The organism is Streptomyces sp. NPDC056347, assembly GCF_042262625.1.
Lineage (GTDB): Bacteria > Actinomycetota > Actinomycetes > Streptomycetales > Streptomycetaceae > Streptomyces.
Window position 1 is genome coordinate 33,435 of the sequence record NZ_JBHJQP010000033.1, and the last position, 18,017, is coordinate 51,451.

An 18,017-nucleotide genomic window follows, 5' to 3' on the forward strand; every position below is an offset into this window, starting at 1 on the left:
GCCTATCGCACCGAGAGCGCGCGGACGGTACGGGACGGGCTGGGGCGGCCCAGGCGGTCGGCGAGCCACACGCTGGTGGCGGTGAGCGCGTCGAGATCGACCCCGGTTTCGATACCGAGGCCCTGGAGCATCCACACCAGGTCCTCGGTGGCCAGGTTTCCGGTGGCGCTCTTCGCGTACGGGCAGCCGCCGAGGCCGCCCGCCGAGGCGTCCACGGTGGTCACACCGTGCTGGAGCGCGGCCAGGGTGTTCGACAGGGCCTGGCCGTACGTGTCGTGGAAGTGCACCCCGATGACGTCGGTGCGCACCCCCTCCTCGTTCAGCTCGGCGAGCAGGGTCTGTACGTGGCCGGGGGTGGCGACCCCGATGGTGTCGCCGAGGGACAGCTCGTCGCAGCCGAGGTCCATCAGCGCCCTGGCGACCCGCACGACCTGGTGGACCGGGACGGGGCCCTCCCACGGATCGCCGAAGCACATCGACAGGTAGCCCCGCACGTGCACGTCGTCGGCCTTGGCGCGGGCCACGACCGGCTCGAACATCGCCAGCGACTCGGCGACCGTACGGTTGAGATTGCGGGCGGCGAAGGTCTCCGTCGCGGAGCCGAACACGGCGATCCGGCTCGCCCCGAGCGCCAGCGCCCGCTCCAGCCCGCGCTCGTTGGGGACGAGGACCGGCAGGGCGACCCCGTCGAGGTCCGCGAGGCGCGGGAACAGGTCCTCCGCGTCGGCCAGTTGGGGCACCCACTTGGGGTGCACGAAACTGGTGGCCTCGACGGTGCGGAGCCCGGCGGCGGCCAGCCGGTGGATGAACTCGGCCTTCACCTCGGTCGGTACGACGGACTTCTCGTTCTGCAGCCCGTCGCGGGCGCCGACCTCGTGGATCCGGACCCGGGCGGGAAGGTCCTGCGCCGGTACGGTCATGGGCAGGGTGCGGTCGATGCGGCCGGTCGTCATGCTTCCTCCCCGGAGGGCTCGGCAGGGGTGACCACGGCCAGGATCTGGTCCATGGCGACGGTGGCGCCGGGGGTGACGTCCAGCTCGGTCACCGTTCCGGCGTGCGGGGCGGAGATGACGTGCTCCATCTTCATCGCCTCCACCACCAGCAGGCTCTGCCCGGCCGCGACCGCGTCCCCGACCGCGACCTTCACCACCGTGACCGTGCCGGGCATGGGCGCGGCGAGGGTGTCCGCCCCGGAGCGGCCCGCCCCGGACAGGGACGCCTCCACCGGGTCGTGGTCCTGGACGTACCAGCTGTCGCCGTCCCGGCCGAGCCACACCCCTTCGGGGGTGGCGGCATGGGTGAACGTGTGGGTGACACCCGCGAGTTCGAAGGCGATCCTGTCCGCGGAGACCTGGACCGCGCGGGCCGTCTCCCGGCCGCCGGGCAGCGGGCCGAGCGGACCGCAGCACCCCGTGTCCGGCCGCGGCGGCTCCGCGCCCTCGCCGACATGGCCGAAGGAGAGCTCCGTACCGCACGCGTCCCCGGGGCAGGGGCGCAGTGAGACCTGCACCGGGTCGTGGCCCGGGAGCCGGAAGTCGAGGACCGTACGGGCCGGGGTGCCGCCCAGCCGCCAGCCGCTCGCCACCGAGAACGGGTCGACCCAGCCGGCGGCGTCGGCGGACCCGGCGGCACCGGAGCGGGCGGTACGCAGCAGCGCCGCCGCCGCGTACACCTCCTCGGGCACCCCGTCCGGGACCAGGGCGGCGGCTTCGCGTTCCACCAGGCCGGTGTCCAGCTCGCCCGCCGCGACCGCCGGGTGGGCGAGCAGCCGGCGCAGGAACCCGGCGTTGGTCGGCACGCCGAGGATCACCGTGTCCGCGAGCGCCGCCCGCAGCCGGCGCAGTGCGGTGGGGCGGTCGGGGCCGTACGCGATGACCTTCGACAGCATCGGGTCGTACAGGCTGCCGACCTCGCCGCCCGCGGCGAGCCCGGAGTCCGTGCGCACCCCGTGGCCCTGCGGCTCGCGCAGGGCGAGGACGGTGCCGCCGGAGGGCAGGAAGCCGCGGGCCGGGTCCTCGGCGCAGATCCGGGCCTCGACCGCGTGGCCGGTGAGCGCGATGTCGGCCTGGGTGAGGGGGAGCGGTTCGCCGGCCGCGACCCGCAGCTGCCACTCCACCAGGTCCAGGCCGGTGATCAGCTCGGTCACCGGGTGCTCGACCTGGAGGCGGGTGTTCATCTCCATGAAGAAGTACGCGGCCGGGTCGTCGCCCGGGACGATGAACTCGACCGTGCCCGCGCCGACATAGCCGCAGGAACGGGCCGCCTGCACGGCGGCCTCGCCCATCGCCGCCCGGGTCTCCTCGTCGAGCAGGACGGACGGCGCCTCCTCGATGATCTTCTGGTGGCGGCGCTGGAGCGAGCACTCCCGCTCGCCGAGGTGGACCACGGTGCCGTGGGCGTCGGCCAGCACCTGGATCTCGATGTGCCGGGGCCGGTCGATCCACCGCTCCACCAGCAGGGTGTCGTCACCGAACGAGGCCCGCGCCTCGCGCCGGGCCGCCGCGATCTCGTCGCCGAGCAGCGCCGCGTCGCGCACCAGCCGCATGCCCTTGCCGCCGCCGCCCGCCGAGGGCTTCAGCAGCACCGGCGTACCGATCTCGCGGGCCGCGTCGACCAGCTGGGCGTCGGTGAGGCCGCTGCCCGAGGAACCGGGCACCACCGGGACACCGGCCGCCGCGACCGTCTCCTTGGCCCGGATCTTGTCGCCCATCAGCGTGATCGCGGAGGCGGGCGGGCCGATGAAGACCAGCCCCGCCTCGGCGCACGCCCGCGCGAAGGCGGCGTTCTCGGCGAGGAAGCCGTAGCCGGGGTGAACGGCCTGCGCGCCGGAGCGGCGGGCCGCGTCCAGTAGCGCGGGGACGTGGAGATAGCTGCGGGCGGCGGGGGCGGGCCCGATCCGTACGGCGGTGTCGGCCTCCCTGACGTGCCGGGCCTCGGCGTCCGCGTCGCTGAAGACGGCGACCGAGCGGATGCCCAGCTCCCGCAGCGTGCGGATGACACGTACCGCGATCTCGCCGCGGTTGGCGACCAGAACCGTGTCGAACATCGTCATCTGTTCCTCACATCCGGAAGACGCCGAAGCCGGCATCGCCCAAGGGGGCGTTGGCGCAGGCGGTCAGGGCGAGCCCCAGCACCTGCCGGGTCTCCATCGGGTCGATCACGCCGTCGTCCCAGAGCCGGGCGGTGGCGTAGTAGGCGTTGCCCTGGGTCTCGTACTGCTCGCGGATCGGCGCCTTGAAGGCTTCCTCGTCGGCCGCGCTCCAGTCGTCGCCGAGCTGGTCGCGCTTGACCGTCGCGAGGACGGAGGCGGCCTGTTCGCCGCCCATGACGGAGATCTTCGCGTTGGGCCACATCCACAGGAAGCGGGGGGAGTAGGCCCGGCCGCACATGGAGTAGTTGCCCGCCCCGTACGAACCGCCGACGACCACGGTCAGCTTCGGGACCCGGGTGCAGGCCACCGCCGTGACCATCTTGGCGCCGTGCTTGGCGATGCCGCCGGCCTCGTAGTCCCGGCCCACCATGAAGCCGGAGATGTTCTGGAGGAAGACCAGCGGGATGCCGCGCTGGTCGCACAGCTCGATGAAGTGGGCGCCCTTCTGGGCGGACTCGGAGAACAGGATGCCGTTGTTGGCGACGATCCCGACCGGGTGGCCGTGGATGTGGGCGAAGCCCGTGACCAGCGTCGTGCCGTACTCGGCCTTGAACTCGGCGAACCGCGAGCCGTCCACGACCCGGGCGATCACCTCCCGCACGTCGTACGGGGTGCGGGAGTCGACCGGGACGGCGCCGTAGAGCCCGGCGGGGTCGGCCTTCGGCTCCTCGACGGGGCGCACGGACCACGGCAGCGCGCCCCGGTCCGGCAGGGTGCCCACGATGTTCCGCACGATCCGCAGTGCGTGCGCGTCGTCCTCCGCGAGATGGTCGGTCACCCCGGACGTACGGGAGTGGACCTCGCCGCCGCCGAGCTCCTCGGCCGTCACGACCTCGCCGGTCGCGGCCTTCACCAGCGGCGGGCCGCCCAGGAAGATCGTGCCCTGGTTGCGGACGATCACGGCCTCGTCGCTCATCGCGGGGACGTACGCGCCGCCCGCCGTGCAGGAGCCCATGACCGCCGCGATCTGCGGAATCCCGGCCCCGGACATCCGGGCCTGGTTGTAGAAGATCCGCCCGAAGTGCTCCCGGTCGGGGAAGACCTCGTCCTGCATCGGCAGGAAGGCCCCGCCGGAGTCGACGAGGTAGAGGCAGGGGAGACGGTTCTCCAGCGCCACTTCCTGGGCGCGCAGATGCTTCTTCACCGTCATCGGGTAGTACGTGCCGCCCTTGACGGTCGCGTCATTGGCGACGACCACGCACTCCCGGCCGCTCACCCGGCCGATCCCGGCGATCACCCCGGCCGCCGGGGCGGCGCCCCCGTACAGCCCCTCGGCGGCCAGCGGGGCCAGCTCCAGGAACGGGGAGCCCGCATCGAGCAGGGTGTCCACCCGGTCCCTGGGCAGCAGCTTGCCGCGCGCCACATGCCGGGCGCGGGCCCGCTCGCCTCCGCCGAGCCTGACCCTGGCGAGCCGCTCGCGCAGCTCGTCGGCGAGCGCGTGATGCGCCGCCTCGTTGGCCTTCCAGGCCTCGGAGGCGGGATCGGCCGCGCTCGACAGCACCGGTGCCTGCTGCATCGTGTCGAGCCCCCTTGCCCGTACCGCAGTGGTTAGTGAACGTTAACGTCCGTTCTCCAGGTTAACGTTCGCTAACCCGGCTGTCTAGAATCGAATCCATGAGCACCAGGACCGACGCCCCCACCCGCCGCGAGCAGATCCTCAGAGAGGCCGCCCGCCTCTTCGCCGAGCGCGGCTTCCACGGCGTCGGGGTCGACGAGATAGGCGCCGCCGTCGGCATCAGCGGTCCCGGGCTCTACCGCCACTTCCCGGGCAAGGACGCGATGCTCGCCGAGCTGCTGGTCGGCATCAGCGAGCGGCTGCTGGAGGGCGGGCGGCTGCGCGTCTCGGAGGACGCGGCGAGCGGGGCCGGCTCCCCGCGGGCGCTGCTCGACGCGCTCATCGAGGGGCACATCGACTTCGCCCTCGACGACCGCCCCCTGATCACCCTCCACGACCGCGAGCTCGACCGGCTGCGGGAGGCCGACCGCAAGCGGGTCCGCCAGCTCCAGCGGCAGTACGTCGAGGTGTGGGTGGAGGTGGTCCGCGCGATCCATCCGGACCTGCCCGAGCACGAGGCCCGCGCCGCCGTCCACGCCGTCTTCGGCCTGCTCAACTCCACCCCGCACCTGGGGCGCCCCGGCGTGCGCCCGGACCGTGCGGAGACCGCGGCGCTGCTGCACCGGCTGGCGCGCGGGGCGTTCGAGGCGGCGGCGGTCCGTACCTGAGACCCTGCGGCCCGTACCTGAGACCCTGCGGCGCCCCGAATATGTGAATTGATGAATGGTGGGGGCGAGGTTTCTGCAGGGTTTCTGCGGATTTCCCGGATCCTTCTCCGTTTTCCCCTTTTCCGGTTCATTTCCTCGGAGTGTCGCGGTGATCCCCCGGCATATGGTTTGAGGCGTCTCGCCCGCGCCCGCTGGGGAAATTAAATGAAAACATGCCAGGTCTCGGTCGTCGTCCCCTGCTTCAACGAGGACGAGGTGATCGAGTCCTTTCACCGTGAGCTGGTCGCCGCCCTCGAGCCGACACGGCAGACGTTCGAGATCGTGTACGTCGACGACGGCAGCGGCGACCGGACCCGTGCCCGCGTCCGTGCCTTCGCGACCGCGGACCGCCGCGTCCGCTACCTCTCCTTCAGCCGCAACTTCGGCAAGGAGGCCGCCATGCTCGCCGGGCTGGGCATGTCCCGCGGCGACGCCGTAGTCCTCATGGACGCCGACCTCCAGCACCCGCCGGAACTGCTGCCCCGCATGCTGGAGCTGCACCGGCACGGCTACGACCAGGTCGTGGCCCGCCGCGACCGCAGCGGCGAGGGCGCCCTGCGCACGCTGCTCAGCACCGCCTACTACCGCGCGATGGGCCGGTGCATGGACGTGGCCGTCGTCGACGGCGAGGGCGACTTCCGGCTGCTGTCGCGCCGGGCCGTGGACGCGGTGCTCGCACTGCCGGAGACCAACCGGTTCTCCAAGGGGATCTTCTCCTGGATCGGCTACGACACCGTGGCCTTCACCTACCGGAACGTCCGGCGCGCGGCGGGCAGCTCGAAATGGGGCGGCAGGCGGCTGCTGAACTACGGGATCGACGGGCTGATCTCCTTCAACAGCCGCCCCCTGCGCCTGGCCATCCACGCCGGGCTCGCCCTCGCGCTGGCGGCGCTGGGGTACGCCCTGTGGATCATTGCCGATGTCGCCCTGCACGGGGTCGGCGTCCCCGGATACACCACACTGCTCACCGCCGTCGTGGCACTCGGCGGAATTCAGCTCGCCACCCTGGGCGTGATCGGCGAATACGTCGGCCGCATCTACTGCGAGTCCAAACGGAGACCGCATTATCTGGTGCGGGAGACGAGCGAATCCCTGGACGCCGTCCTGATGCGCGGAATTCCGGCGGAGCTGGTCACCGCGAATTCGGCCCGGACCCATTCGGCCGCGGTGAATTCCGGCACGACCGGACTCGGTACGACAGGACTCGGTACGACAGAGCCCGGTACGACCGGACTCGGTACGACCGGACTCGGTACGACAGGGCCCGGCACGGGCGGGCCCGGGCCGGACGCTCCGGGCCCGGGGCGACGTACTCCGGGGGAACGCGCTCCGGCGGGGCGGGTCCAGGTGGCGGCGGTCCGGGAGGAACCGGCGCGCAAAGATGCCGAGGCGTGCGCCCCCGGCTCCCGCACCGGGCGGCAGTTCCTGACGTTCGCGGCGATCGGCGTCGTCAACACGGCGGTCTACCTCGCGGTGTACGTCCCGCTGAACACCTGGATGCCGTATCCGGTCGCCCACGTCCTCGGATACGTGGTGAGCGTCGTGGGCTCCTTCCTGCTCAACTCGTACCTCACCTGCCGTACCCGGCCGACCTGGCGGGCGTTCGTCCGCTACCCCCTGTCGAGCGTGGCCAACCTGGTGCTCAGCGGCGCCCTGCTCGCGCTCGGGGTGAGCGGGCTGGGGATCGACAAGAACCTCGCCGCCGTGGCCGCGGGACTGCTGGCCACCCCGTTCTCCTTCCTGCTCGCCCGCTGGGCGATCGACTCCGGCGCCGCCCGGGGCACGGACGGAAGGGGAGCCCGCGCATGACCACGGACACCCTCGAAACCCCGACGGAACGCGAGGGGGAGCAGGAGCCGCGGAAGGAGCGGCGGTGGGCCACCGGCTGGACGGTGGCGCTCGGCCTCTTCCCGTTCGCCCTGCTCGCCGCGGTCTTCTGGATCGGCCGCCTGGTCCGACCGGGCGCCGACGACTGGTGCTTCCTGCCCGTCGTACGCGACGAGGGCGCCTCGGGGATGATCGCGAAGTTCTACTACGAGGACAACGGGCGCGTCGCCAACGCCCTGATGGTCGTCGCGTACGGAGTCTTCGGCGCCGGTGGGCATCCCTGGTTCGCCCTGGTCAGCGGGGTGATCATGGTCGGCATCCTGTGGGCGCTGACCGTCACCGTGCTCCGCCGGACGGGGCTGACCGCGCCGCGCGGGGTGCCGCTGGTGGTGACCGCGACGGGCGCGGTGGTCTTCTTCCTCGCGACGCCCGACACGTACAAGGTGTTCTACTGGCCCGCCAACTCCGTCTCGCACACCCTCGCCCCGGTACTGGCCTGCGCCGCCGTGATCCCGCTGCTGCGTGCCCGGACCCGGCGGGGGAGGGGCCTCGCCCTGGGCGTCGCGCTCTTCGGCGGGTTCTTCCTCGGAACGCTCTCGGAGGAGACCGCGGTCGTCGCCTGCGTCCTGATCGGCACCGTGCTGCTGCTCGGCCTGCGCACCCTTCCCGGCCCCGGCCGCACCCTCGTCCGTCGCTGGTGCGTGCTGGCCCTCGCCGGGATCGCCGTCGGGGTGGTTGTGCTGTACACCGCGCCGGGCGCGCGTGCCCGGCGTGCTCGCTTCGGCGCCGACGCCGGCTCCATGCTCGACGCCGGGCAGCTGGCCACCGCGCTGAAGGCCTTCGGCGAGATCCTGGGCACGGTCCTGGCCACCTGGCAGTACCTGGGGGCGCTCGCGGCGGGGCTGCTGCTCGGCCTGCTGCTCCGGAACGGCGGGCGGACGCCGGACACGGGGACGGCGGGCACGGAGGCGCCGGACACGGGGGCGGCGGACACGGGGACGGCGGACACGGAGGCGGCGGACACGGAGGCGGCGGACGGGGAGCCGCGACGGAGGCCGCTGCTCCTGGTCGCCGCCGGGGCCCTTGCCTTCCTGGTCTCCGGTTTCCTCTGCACCGTCATCACCTACCCGGCCTTCGGCGCCTCGGTGGTGACCGCGGCCCGGGTCTGGGGCGACTTCCTGCTGCTCTACGTCCTGCTGCTGGCCGGCCTCGGCGTCCTGCTGGGGCGCGTGCTGCGGGCCCACCGGCCGGGCGCCCGCCCGGCGGTGACCGCCGTCGCCGCCGCCGTCTGCGCGCTGAGCTGTGTCGGGCTCGCCGCCCCGCTGCTCCGGCTCGGCACCCAGATGGAGGTCCGCGCCCAGCGCTGGGACCGCCAGGACCGGGCGCTGCGCGAGGGGGCGGCGCACGGCGCCCGGGTGCTCCCGTACACGCCGGTGTCGGTCGGCCGGATGGTGGAGCCGTTCGGCAGGCACGGGCTGCGGCCCTGGCCCGCGGAGTGCGTCGCCGAGTACTACGGTCTGGACAAGGTCACGTACTCCCGGCACGGAGCGCACCCCTGACGGCACAATGGGTTCATGTCGATACCCAGCCGTGCCGCCCTCGTCGAACACCTCGTCCGTACGCGTATCGCCGGGGATGTCGCCACGCCGCGCGACAACAACCTCTCCCACTACCGGCGGCTCGCCAACGGCGACCGTCACTACTGGCTGGGGCTGGAGCTCGGGGACCGGTGGCGCGACGAGCAGGACGTGCTGGCGGTGATGGCCGAGCGCTGCGGCGTCAGTGACGACCCGGAGCACCGGTTCGGGCAGGACACCATCGACCCGGAGCTGACGGTGGACGCGCTGGAGCGGATGGCGGCACGGCTGCGGAAGGCGGTGGCGGGCGCGGAGCGGGTGCTGTTCGCGACGGGGCACCCGGGCGGGCTGCTGGACGTGCACCGGCAGACCGCGCAGGCGCTGCGGGCGGCGGGCTGCGAGATCGTACGGATTCCCTCCGGGCTGGTCGCCGACGAGGGCATGGTGTTCCAGTTCGCGGACGTCGCCGTGCAGGAGCGGGGTGCGACGCTCTGGCACACCCACTCGCCCGCCCCGATGGCCGCCATTCTGGACGGTCTGGAGCGCGAGGGCCGTCCGCTCCCGGACCTGGTCGTCGCCGACCACGGCTGGGCCGGGTGCGCGGCGCAGCGCGGGCTGGACGCGGTGGGGTACGCGGACTGCAACGACCCGGCGCTCTTCCTCGGCGAGGCGGAGGGCACCCTCCAGGTCGCCGTCCCGCTGGACGACCATGTGCTCGACCCGCGGTTCTACGACCCGATGACGGCCTACCTGCTGGACGCGGCGGGGCTGGACGCGGACTGAGCCGTCACGACGACGGTCCTGTCCGCGCCCCGGCGTTCCTCGGCGGTACGGCCGTGGCGATGCGGGGAGCACCGGGGCCGGATGCTCGTCCTGCGTCGCATGTCGGTCCGTCGAGGGCGCCGTGGCGGTTTCGAGGACGAACTGAGGGTGGGGGAATCGAACCCGCTGCCACCTCTGTGGTCAGTCGCGGGGCGGAGGTTCCCAGGCGGTGCCTCCGAAGCGGGCCAGGGCTTCCCGGAGCGGGGTGTCGAGGGGGTGCATCGGGGTGAGGGGAATGAGTGTGACCCACTCCTGCGAGGGCGGGGCGTCGGTTGAGGAGGACGCGTGGGTGCGGAGGATCGCCTGGACGGCGTGGTAGCGCGTCGGGCGTCCTACCGAGTCCTGAACCGCCCGTACCGACAGGCGGCGGACCTCATGCGGCGCGAGAACAATGCGTCGTCTGTGGTGCGTGACTTCGAGCCGGTCGTGGTCGATGACCACAGAGACGGACGTGCCGAGGAGTAGGCAGCGGCGTACGAAGAGCGTCAGCAGCAGAACTGGCCATGTCATGCCGACGATCACAACCGGAAGGTTTGACCTGAAACTCCCTTCGCAATCCACCATGAAGGCAATGAAACCGAGAGCCAACCCGATCGGCAGGATCGCCCTTCTCGGCCGGCGTCGCCAGGGCAGGCGCCTGCTGAATCGATAGGTGTCGGACTGGGCGCCGACAGCCTTGTCCGCCTTGACTGGGCCCGCCGATTGCTCTGCGGCGCATGCCACTCCGCCGAGTTCGCCGTGGTGGTTCGGAGAGCGAAGCGCGGGTGAGGAAGCGGACCTGCTGCCACCTCTGTGGTCAGTTGCGGTCGGAGGTTCCCAGGCGGTGCCTCCGAAGCGGGCCAGGGCTTCCCGGAGCGGGGTGTCGAGGGGGTGCATCGGGGTGAGCGGAATGAGTGTGACCCATTCCTGAGGAGACGGGGTGTCGGTTGAGGAGGACGCGTGGGTGCGGAGGATCGCCTGGACGGCGTGGTAGCGGGTCGGGCGCCCTGCCGAGTTGTGAACCGCCCGTACCGACAGGCGGCGGACCTCATGCGGCGCGAGAACAATGCGTCGTCTGTGGTGCGTGACTTCGAGCCGGTCGTGGTCGATGACCACAGAGACGGACGTGCCGAGGAGTAGGCAGCGGCGTACGAAGAGCGTCAGCAGCAGAACTGGCCATGCCATGCCGACGATCACAATGAGAATTTTTGACGTGAAACTCCCTTCGTAATCCGCCATGAAGGCGATGAGGATGAGAGTCCACCCGATCGGCAGGAGCGCCCTCCTCGGCCGGCGTCGCCAGGGCAGGCGCCTGCTGAATCGATAGGTGTTGGACTGGGCGCCGACAGCCCTATCTGCCTCGGCTGGGCCTGCCAATCGCTTTTGCAGAGTGATGTGTCGAAATTGATAATTTCCGCCTGAGAGGCGAATGACTCCGAGCCTTCGGGCGTCGTCGAGGAAAGCGTGTGTCCGCCAGGGGAGGCGCCCTGTCATGGCGAGTGCGGCCCGACCGCAGTGCCATCGCCCCCATGGCGTGAAGCAGAACATGAAGAGGGATTGAACAATCAACGATGAAAAGAAAAGCACCCAGGTCGGTGCGGTGTGGTGCTGACCTTGTACGGCCAGCGTGCCGCGAATTGAGACGATGCAGAAGGCGGCCATGTATGAGAGCGTCAGGTTGCGTTCGAGCTTCATTCTTTCTCGAGGAGTGGATGCCTGCTCAGGGCGTATGAATGTTCGAATTACGTGAAAGATTAGCGAGAGGAGTATGAATACGAAGGGTATTGCTAAATATATTCTTTGGTTGAGGTCTTCGGTGCTCTTGCCGAGGAGCCATGTCGGGATCAAGAGTGCGAGAAGAAGGAGTTCCCGCCGGCCGAATTTTTTGCTGTCGGGGCTGGTTATGATCCGGTATGCGTAAATCACGGAAGAATAGATGGCGCTTGTGAATAGGAGTGAGAATATCAGGAGTAGGGGGTTGTATTTATTCCCCGACCATTGGTCGATTCCGAAAGCGGCGGCAGCGAGAGATGCGAGTAGGCAGAGCTGGCCGATCAATATCGCGCCGCGAGGGGCGGTGCGTGACCATTCGAGATCCTGTGAGTACAGGCGTGAGAAGCGTAGGGCGAGGTAGCTCAGATATCTTTGTGCGTTCCGTGCTTTCCAGCGATTCTCCTGGGATTGAGTCGCGCTTGGGCCCATGCCGAATACGGTCGGGATGAGTGCGTCCAACAGGTGGTTCTGCACGGCCTGGGTATCGGCCAGACGGTCCCGGTCGGCGAGCATGTGCGGGCTGGTGACGGTGGCTGTCCGCCTGGCGAGCCACAGCATCAGGGGTGTGTTCAGGGAGGAGGCCAGCACCCCGCTCGGTTCTTCGCGGAGCTGTTCGATGACGGGAGCCCACTGCTGGCGTGCCGTGTTGTTTCCGCCGGTGAGATACTGCTCCACCACCTTCCCGCCGACGGGCTGGGAGTGCAGTGTCAAGGCAGGCAGGGACTCATTGCCCCCGGCTTCACGGAACTCGTCCTCGCGGCATGTGAGGACCACCGCGTCGGACGGGGCCAGGGTCCGGGCGAGCGCGGCAAGCACCAGGTCACGTTGTTCTGGTGGCAGTTCGTCAAGACCATCCAGAACCGGGAACACCACACCTGACTCGACGAGGTCGAGCAGGACATCCCTTCCGAGCCGCTTGTCGAGGCCCGGGTACAGTGAAGCCAGCTGCTGGACGAACCAGACCCGAAGATGAACACGCTGCGGATTCCACGACGCGGCAGTGGTGAGAACGGGGAGAGGGACCGTGGGATCGGTTGCCGCGCGTTCCCCCAGTTCCCTGGCGAGCAACAGCGCGAGCGTGCTCTTGCCCGAACCGCCGTCGCCCACGAGGACCAGTCGCCGTGCCGGCATGGCCAAGAACGCGTCCGCGACCGCGGCCGGGCTGGACAGGACCCGCCCCTCGTCGCCGACAGCGTCGGCCCCCGGCCCCGGCACGACCTCCCAGGGAACCCGCAACTCTCCGAACTGGTAAAGGCCCCGTAAGGCCACCTCGTCGGCGGTGCGCCGCCAGAGTGCTTCCCGCACAGCCTCTGCCGCGCCGACCATGCGACGTCCGTCACCGCGATGGACGTGCACCCCACCGTGGACAACTCCTGCCTGAACCAACTGGTCGGCATTGCCTGAAGCGCTGTTACGCACGTTGCCGTCGTCCACTGGCCCCCCTGCAAGTGATCTCAGAATGCAACTGACGGGAGTCCAGGGCCTTGCCCCGGAGCTCCATCGCACGGAAAACAGCCTGCCGCTCCGCGCCGAGCGAAGCGCCACTGATCCGTACGCGCGGAAGCCGCGTACAGCCGTCGTCCGTATCGGCTGAAATGCCGACCGCGCCGGTGGGCTCCCGCATGTGGCCGGTCACTCCCGGCTGTGCTGTCCGGGTGCGGGGGTGCTGTGGAAGGAGACCCCGCCGTGGACGTCACGGGTCTGCAGTACGTTGTGCTGTTTGCCCCCTGTGATGGTGTTGCTCACCGTAGGTCCACGCTGACCCATGAGTTGTACCCGCTCCTCCTCCCACATGCCCAATGCCTGCGCGAACTGTGGATCGTTGCCGGCCCTGGCCCGCAGGGCGTCCGCGAGAGCAGCTGCCGCCGCATGATCCCCGGGGGCTCTTTCGAACTCCTCCAGTTCCCTCGTCCCCGGCCCGAAAGGCCGACGAACGAGCTCGACCAGAGCGGCCCAGAGCTGTGTGCCGGCCGCCCCGCCCGCTCCGCCGGCCATGGCCACCAGTCCAGCAGTGGAAATCGCGTCCATCGGCCCAACCACCTTTCTCCGCAACTGAATCCGTGAATCTATTCAAATACCTTTCGCGAGTCGAGGCGGCGCGGGCGCCTGGATCCCGCCACCAACGGACGGCCGGCCGAGGGCACTTCGTACCGTCAGGCCGTGGTGTGTGCGCAGGCGGTACGGCTCCCAGCACGATTGGGCCGTCACCGACACCGGGGCGCCGAGCAGGAACACGGCGCGGGCGAGGAGGGGCACCTCGGCGTTGGTGTTGTTGACCACGTCGAGGGCGGTCATTGCCCACACCATCAGGGTGGCGAGGACCGGCGGCAGCACCTCGTGGATGTCGGCGGTGCGGAACTCGGGCGTGAGACCGAGCCCGGTCCCGTAAAGGGCGAACCCCAGCTACCAGGGAGAAGGCGGCCATGGCCCCCATCAAGGCGGCCACCGCCCCGAAGGACTTCGGCGGCCGGCGCAGGAAGAGCCCGCGCAGCGCACCCCGCGCGGCGAACGCGAACAGCGAGATCACGAACGGGAAGGCGCACACGAGGACGAGGGTGCTGATCCAGCTCTCGTCGAACTTGCCGTCCACGACGGCCTCGGCGCCCTTGGCGCTGTCGACCGGCTTGTACGACATGGTCGGCGCGAACCAGGCGGCGATGCCGAGCCCGGTCTGTCACAGCTGGAGGAGGTGCCGGGTGCGGGACACCGGCGGGTGCGGCCCCGGCCCTGCGGTGGCACGGCCCCGGCCGCCGGGGCCGTGATCCTCCCGATCGGGGAGGCCGGGAGAGGCTCGTTCCGGCGCTTGTCAGGCCCGGGGCACCCGGATCACGCCCTCCTGGATGACGGTGATCGCCAGCCGCCCGTCCTGGGTGTGGATCCTGGCCTGGCCCAGGCCCCGCCCGCCGGACGCGGACGGTGACTCCTGGTCGTACAGCAGCCATTCGTCGGCCCGGAACGGCCGGTGGAACCACATCGCGTGGTCCAGGCTCGCCCCCACCACGTCGCCGACCGTCCAGCCGCCGCGCCCGTGGGCGAGGAGCACCGAGTCGAGCAGCGTCATGTCGGAGACGTACGTCGCCAGGCAGACGTGGAGCAGCGGATCGTCCGCGAGCTTGCCGTTGGTGCGGAACCACACCTGGGAGCGGGGTTCGCGGGGTTCGCCGACGGTGGCGAAGGGCGGCTCGTCCACGTACCGCAGATCGACCGCGGCCCGCGCCTCGATCAGCCGGTCCACCACGCCCGGGTCGCGGAAGCGGTCCGCGTGAAGGGGGAGCATCTGCGCGGCGGTGGGCAGCGTCTCCGGGTCCGGGGCGGGCGGCATCGGCGCCTGGTGCTCCAGGCCCTCCTCGTACGTCTGGAAGGACGCCGAGAGGTGGAAGATCGGCTGGCCGTGCTGGACGGCGACGACCCGGCGGGTGGTGAAGGAGCGGCCGTCGCGGATGCGGTCGACGCTGTAGACGATCGGCGCACCCGGGTCGCCCGCCCGCAGGAAGTACGCGTGCAGGGAGTGGGCGCTGCGGTCGGCGGGGACGGTGCGGCCCGCGGCGACCAGGGCCTGGGCCGCGACCTGGCCGCCGAAGACGCGGGGGACGAGCGAGGAACGGCTCGTACCTCGGAAGATGTCCCGCTCGATCTGCTCCAGGTCGAGCAGATCGAGCAGGGAATCGAGTGCTGCGCTCATGGGACGGAAGGAGCCGTGGCTCAGAGACCCATGGACTTGGCGATGATCGACTTCATGACCTCGCTGGTGCCGCCGTAGATGCGGTTGACCCGGTTGTCCGCGTACAGGCGGGCGATCGGGTACTCGTTCATGTAGCCGTAGCCGCCGTGCAGCTGGAGGCAGCGGTCGATGACACGGTGCGCGACCTCGGTGCAGAACAGCTTCGCGGAGGCGGCCTCGGCGGGGCTCAGCTCGCCGGCGTCGAGGGCTTCCAGGGCGCGGTCGGCGACGGCCTCGGCGGCGTCCACCTCGGCCTGGCAGGCGGCCAGTTCGAACTTGGTGTTCTGGAAGGACGCCACCGTCTTGCCGAAGACCGTGCGGTCCTGGACGTAGCTCTTGGCGAACGCCACGGCGGCCTTGGCCTGCGCGTACGCGCCGTGGGCGATGCCCCAGCGCTCCGACGGCAGGTTCTGGCCGAGGTAGTAGAAGCCCTTGTTCTCCTCACCGAGCAGGTCCGCGACGGGAACCTTCACGTCGACGAACGCCAGCTCGGCGGTGTCGGACGTGCGCAGACCGAGCTTGTCGAGCTTGCGCCCGATCGAGTAGCCCTCGGACTTGGTGTCGACGGCGAACAGCGAGATGCCGAAGCGGCGGTCCTCGGCGGTCGGCGCGGAGGTACGGGCGCAGACGATCACCCGGTCGGCGTGGACGCCGCCGGTGATGAAGGTCTTGGAGCCGTTGAGCACGTAGTGGGTGCCGTCGTCCGAGAGCTTGGCGGTGGTCTTCATCCCCGCGAGGTCGGAGCCGGTGCCCGGCTCGGTCATCGCGAGCGCCCACATCTCCTCGGCGGAGACGAACTTCGGCAGGTAGCGCTTCTTCTGGTCGTCGGTGGCCAGCGACTTGATGTACGGGAGGGCCAGCAGCACGTGCACGTTGGACCCGCCGAAGTTGACGCCCGCGCGGGCCGTCTCCTCGTACTGGACGGCCTCGAACTTGTGCGTCTCCAGCCCGGCGCCGCCGAACTCCTCGGGCACGTTGATGCCGAACAGGCCCAGGTCGGCGAGCTTGCCGTAGAACTCGCGCGGCACGATGCCCTGCTGGAACCACTCGTCGTAGTGCGGGACGACCTCGGCCTCGATGAAGGCGCGGATGGTCTCCCGGAACGCCTCGTGGTCCTCGTTGAATACCGTACGGCGCACGGGATGCCTCCTTGGTCGGCTGCGGTCGGGCTTCGGCCGGGCTGGCTAAGCGCTTGCTCAGACCGTTAGAAGTTACCCAACGGTCACAGGCGCTGTCCAGGTGATGCGCAGCACGCCGGGGCCGGAGCGAGTGGATCCGGAGGCTGCCCGCGGGGGCGCTCGGGGCCCGCACGGTGGACCGCGTGTCCCGGTGTGCACCGGCGCGGCCGACCGCGCTCGCACCACGGCGATGACGCCAAGCGCACAACCATCCAAGATATGACTAATGCCGATATCCCTTTCAGTCGGTGCTTCCGCGGGAAATGAGAGGGATGAAGGGCCTGAGCAGGCCGACACAGGCGAGAAGGACGGTCCCGCACACCCGTCCGGCGCAGCCGATTCCATCGTGAAGCTCCGCGGGCACCCCGCGCACCCGGGCCGTCCGGCGGCTCTGCGGATTCATCGGACGGTCCCTCGGACCGCCCCCTCCGCGCCCGCACCGCGGCATGCGTGCACGGACACGGACGTACACGGACGCAGATGTGCGGCACGGGTGCATGCGCAGATGCGCACCCGTAGTCGCACACGGCACATGGCACACGGCGCGAGTACGGCACGCGCGCCGCACCCGTAGGACACGGAGGTCCCATGCTGGAGGTGAAGCACCCGGAGGCGAGCTGGGTCCAGGTGAACCTGACCCCGCGGCCGACGGCCTGGCCGCGCCTGTACGCATGGCTCGCGGGCACCGCGCACGACCTCCTCGGCGCCGACACCGCGCGCGCCTTCTTCTTCATGCACAAGCCCCCGGGCCTGCGGGTCCGCTTCCAGGCGTACGGAGCGGGCGGAACCGTCCCGCTCCGGGCCGAACTCGGCGCCAGGGTAAGGGAGTTCGACGGCCTGGCCGGGCCTCCCGTGTGCGCGGTCTACGAACCGGAGGCATACCTCTTCGGCGGCCCCGGCTCCATGCCCTGGGTGCACGAGCTGTTCACCGCCGACTCCCTGGCCTGGCTCGACCACCACACCCGGCGGCCGGGAGAGACCGCCGCCGACTGGCGGCTCTCCCTCTTCCTGCTCCGCGACATGTTCGACGGGCTCCGGATCGTCGGCTGGGAGCACCGGGGCGTCTGGGACGCGGTGCGCACCGACACCGGGCGCGGCATCTCCGGGGGGCTGCGGGACGCCGCGCTGCGCCGCGCCGCCGAAGGCATCCGCGTCCACTGGCGGCAGCCCCGTGCCCGGATGCTCGCGGCCCTGCCCGAGGAGTGGCGGGCGGGGGCGGACGGTCACGGTGACGCGGTGCGCCGGGCCGCGGACCACTGGCGCACCGGCTACTTCGAGTCCGGTGACGCGGTGCGTGGGCCGCGCCGCGCCGCCGCCCATGCCGTGATCTTCCACTGGAACCGGGGCCGGTTCTCGTACGCCCGGCAGAGCCTGATCACCGAGGCGCTGGCCGACGACGGGGCGGTGGACTGACATGGCCGGACCCCGTGCCGCCGCGTCCGTGCCCGCGCCCGCCCGTTCCGACGCGGCCCGCGGACCGCTGCTGCGGGCCACCGCGCTGGTGCGCGCGTCCGGCATCCCCTGTTCGGTGTGGACGGCCGCGGGCGGCTCCGGGCCGTTCGGCCGGGTCGTCGAGCATGCCGACACCGTCGAGCGGCAGGCGGCACGGGCCCGGCGGTCGGCCGCGGAGCCGGGCGCGCTCGTCCCCGGCCCGCGCCTGACGGGCCCCGAGCGCCGCACGGTCCTCGCCCTCCTCCACGACGTCCCCGGCCCGCCCGCACCCGGTG

The 18,017-nt window shown here is 71.0% G+C and carries 13 protein-coding genes and 1 pseudogene; 7 read left to right on the top strand and 7 right to left on the bottom strand.

Annotated features, from left to right (window positions below):
• Positions 1-2 precede the first annotated feature (2 nt).
• From ACFCV8_RS10885 to ACFCV8_RS10895, 3 genes are read right to left on the bottom strand one after another with little or no spacing between them, the layout of a single operon-like run.
• Entirely contained in the window at positions 3-953 is a 951-nt protein-coding gene (locus ACFCV8_RS10885; RefSeq protein WP_376684977.1) for a hydroxymethylglutaryl-CoA lyase, read from the bottom strand.
• A complete protein-coding gene (locus ACFCV8_RS10890; RefSeq protein ID WP_376684978.1) occupies positions 950-3,052 on the bottom strand; it encodes an acetyl/propionyl/methylcrotonyl-CoA carboxylase subunit alpha in 2,103 nt (700 codons plus the stop codon). The genes ACFCV8_RS10885 and ACFCV8_RS10890 overlap by 4 nt, the downstream gene beginning before the upstream one ends.
• Before the next feature lie 7 nt (positions 3,053-3,059).
• Positions 3,060-4,667: a carboxyl transferase domain-containing protein gene (locus tag ACFCV8_RS10895; protein ID WP_376684979.1), complete on the bottom strand. Its 1,608-nt coding sequence runs from the start codon at positions 4,665-4,667 to the stop codon at positions 3,060-3,062.
• A gap of 98 nt (positions 4,668-4,765) precedes the next feature.
• Between ACFCV8_RS10895 and ACFCV8_RS10900 the strand changes: the two genes are divergently transcribed.
• From ACFCV8_RS10900 to ACFCV8_RS10915, 4 genes are all read left to right on the top strand, one after another.
• Positions 4,766-5,374, top strand: coding sequence for a TetR/AcrR family transcriptional regulator (locus ACFCV8_RS10900; RefSeq protein ID WP_376684980.1), 609 nt, complete (start codon positions 4,766-4,768; stop codon positions 5,372-5,374).
• Between the two features lie 204 nt (positions 5,375-5,578).
• On the top strand, positions 5,579-7,222 hold the full coding sequence (locus ACFCV8_RS10905; protein ID WP_376684981.1) for a glycosyltransferase: 1,644 nt from the start codon (positions 5,579-5,581) through the stop codon (positions 7,220-7,222).
• The gene (locus tag ACFCV8_RS10910) at positions 7,219-8,799 is read left to right on the top strand and encodes a DUF6056 family protein (RefSeq protein ID WP_376684982.1); all 1,581 of its coding nucleotides are present in this window, start codon (positions 7,219-7,221) and stop codon (positions 8,797-8,799) included. Before ACFCV8_RS10905 ends, ACFCV8_RS10910 begins: the two co-directional genes overlap by 4 nt.
• Before the next feature lie 15 nt (positions 8,800-8,814).
• The gene (locus ACFCV8_RS10915; protein ID WP_376684983.1) at positions 8,815-9,600 is read left to right on the top strand and encodes a phosphatase; all 786 of its coding nucleotides are present in this window, start codon (positions 8,815-8,817) and stop codon (positions 9,598-9,600) included.
• Positions 9,601-9,780: 180 nt separating this feature from the next.
• On the opposite strand, the gene ACFCV8_RS10920 is transcribed toward ACFCV8_RS10915, so the two are convergent.
• Together ACFCV8_RS10920 and ACFCV8_RS10925 are read right to left on the bottom strand one after the other, a co-directional pair.
• Positions 9,781-12,825, bottom strand: coding sequence for an NACHT domain-containing protein (locus ACFCV8_RS10920; RefSeq protein ID WP_376684984.1), 3,045 nt, complete (start codon positions 12,823-12,825; stop codon positions 9,781-9,783).
• A gap of 636 nt (positions 12,826-13,461) precedes the next feature.
• Entirely contained in the window at positions 13,462-13,686 is a 225-nt protein-coding gene (locus ACFCV8_RS10925; protein WP_376684985.1) for a hypothetical protein, read from the bottom strand.
• Between the two features lie 128 nt (positions 13,687-13,814).
• Here ACFCV8_RS10925 and ACFCV8_RS10930 point away from each other — a divergent pair, with 128 nt between their 5' ends.
• Positions 13,815-14,153: a hypothetical protein gene (locus tag ACFCV8_RS10930; RefSeq protein ID WP_376684986.1), complete on the top strand. Its 339-nt coding sequence runs from the start codon at positions 13,815-13,817 to the stop codon at positions 14,151-14,153.
• A gap of 44 nt (positions 14,154-14,197) precedes the next feature.
• On the opposite strand, the gene ACFCV8_RS10935 is transcribed toward ACFCV8_RS10930, so the two are convergent.
• Together ACFCV8_RS10935 and ACFCV8_RS10940 are read right to left on the bottom strand one after the other, a co-directional pair.
• Entirely contained in the window at positions 14,198-15,073 is an 876-nt protein-coding gene (locus tag ACFCV8_RS10935; RefSeq protein WP_376684987.1) for an acyl-CoA thioesterase, read from the bottom strand.
• A 20-nt stretch (positions 15,074-15,093) separates the two neighbouring features.
• On the bottom strand, positions 15,094-16,251 hold the full coding sequence (locus tag ACFCV8_RS10940; protein ID WP_376684988.1) for an acyl-CoA dehydrogenase family protein: 1,158 nt from the start codon (positions 16,249-16,251) through the stop codon (positions 15,094-15,096).
• Positions 16,252-16,878: 627 nt separating this feature from the next.
• Here ACFCV8_RS10940 and ACFCV8_RS10945 point away from each other — a divergent pair.
• Both ACFCV8_RS10945 and ACFCV8_RS10950 read left to right on the top strand, forming a co-directional pair.
• Entirely contained in the window at positions 16,879-17,703 is an 825-nt protein-coding gene (locus tag ACFCV8_RS10945) for a thiopeptide-type bacteriocin biosynthesis protein (RefSeq protein ID WP_376684989.1), read from the top strand.
• A gap of 1 nt (position 17,704) precedes the next feature.
• Positions 17,705-18,017: pseudogene (locus tag ACFCV8_RS10950) on the top strand (hypothetical protein); the annotation flags it as partial.

Coding starts and splice junctions, on each gene's coding strand:
- ACFCV8_RS10900 (WP_376684980.1), top strand. CDS start 4,766: ATGAGCACCAGGACCGACGCCCCCACCCGCCGCGAGCAGATCCTCAGA.
- ACFCV8_RS10935 (WP_376684987.1), bottom strand. CDS start 15,073: ATGAGCGCAGCACTCGATTCCCTGCTCGATCTGCTCGACCTGGAGCAG.
- ACFCV8_RS10915 (WP_376684983.1), top strand. CDS start 8,815: ATGTCGATACCCAGCCGTGCCGCCCTCGTCGAACACCTCGTCCGTACG.
- ACFCV8_RS10890 (WP_376684978.1), bottom strand. CDS start 3,052: ATGACGATGTTCGACACGGTTCTGGTCGCCAACCGCGGCGAGATCGCG.
- ACFCV8_RS10910 (WP_376684982.1), top strand. CDS start 7,219: ATGACCACGGACACCCTCGAAACCCCGACGGAACGCGAGGGGGAGCAG.
- ACFCV8_RS10925 (WP_376684985.1), bottom strand. CDS start 13,686: ATGACCGCCCTCGACGTGGTCAACAACACCAACGCCGAGGTGCCCCTC.
- ACFCV8_RS10905 (WP_376684981.1), top strand. CDS start 5,579: ATGAAAACATGCCAGGTCTCGGTCGTCGTCCCCTGCTTCAACGAGGAC.
- ACFCV8_RS10885 (WP_376684977.1), bottom strand. CDS start 953: ATGACGACCGGCCGCATCGACCGCACCCTGCCCATGACCGTACCGGCG.
- ACFCV8_RS10930 (WP_376684986.1), top strand. CDS start 13,815: ATGGCCCCCATCAAGGCGGCCACCGCCCCGAAGGACTTCGGCGGCCGG.
- ACFCV8_RS10945 (WP_376684989.1), top strand. CDS start 16,879: ATGCTGGAGGTGAAGCACCCGGAGGCGAGCTGGGTCCAGGTGAACCTG.
- ACFCV8_RS10895 (WP_376684979.1), bottom strand. CDS start 4,667: ATGCAGCAGGCACCGGTGCTGTCGAGCGCGGCCGATCCCGCCTCCGAG.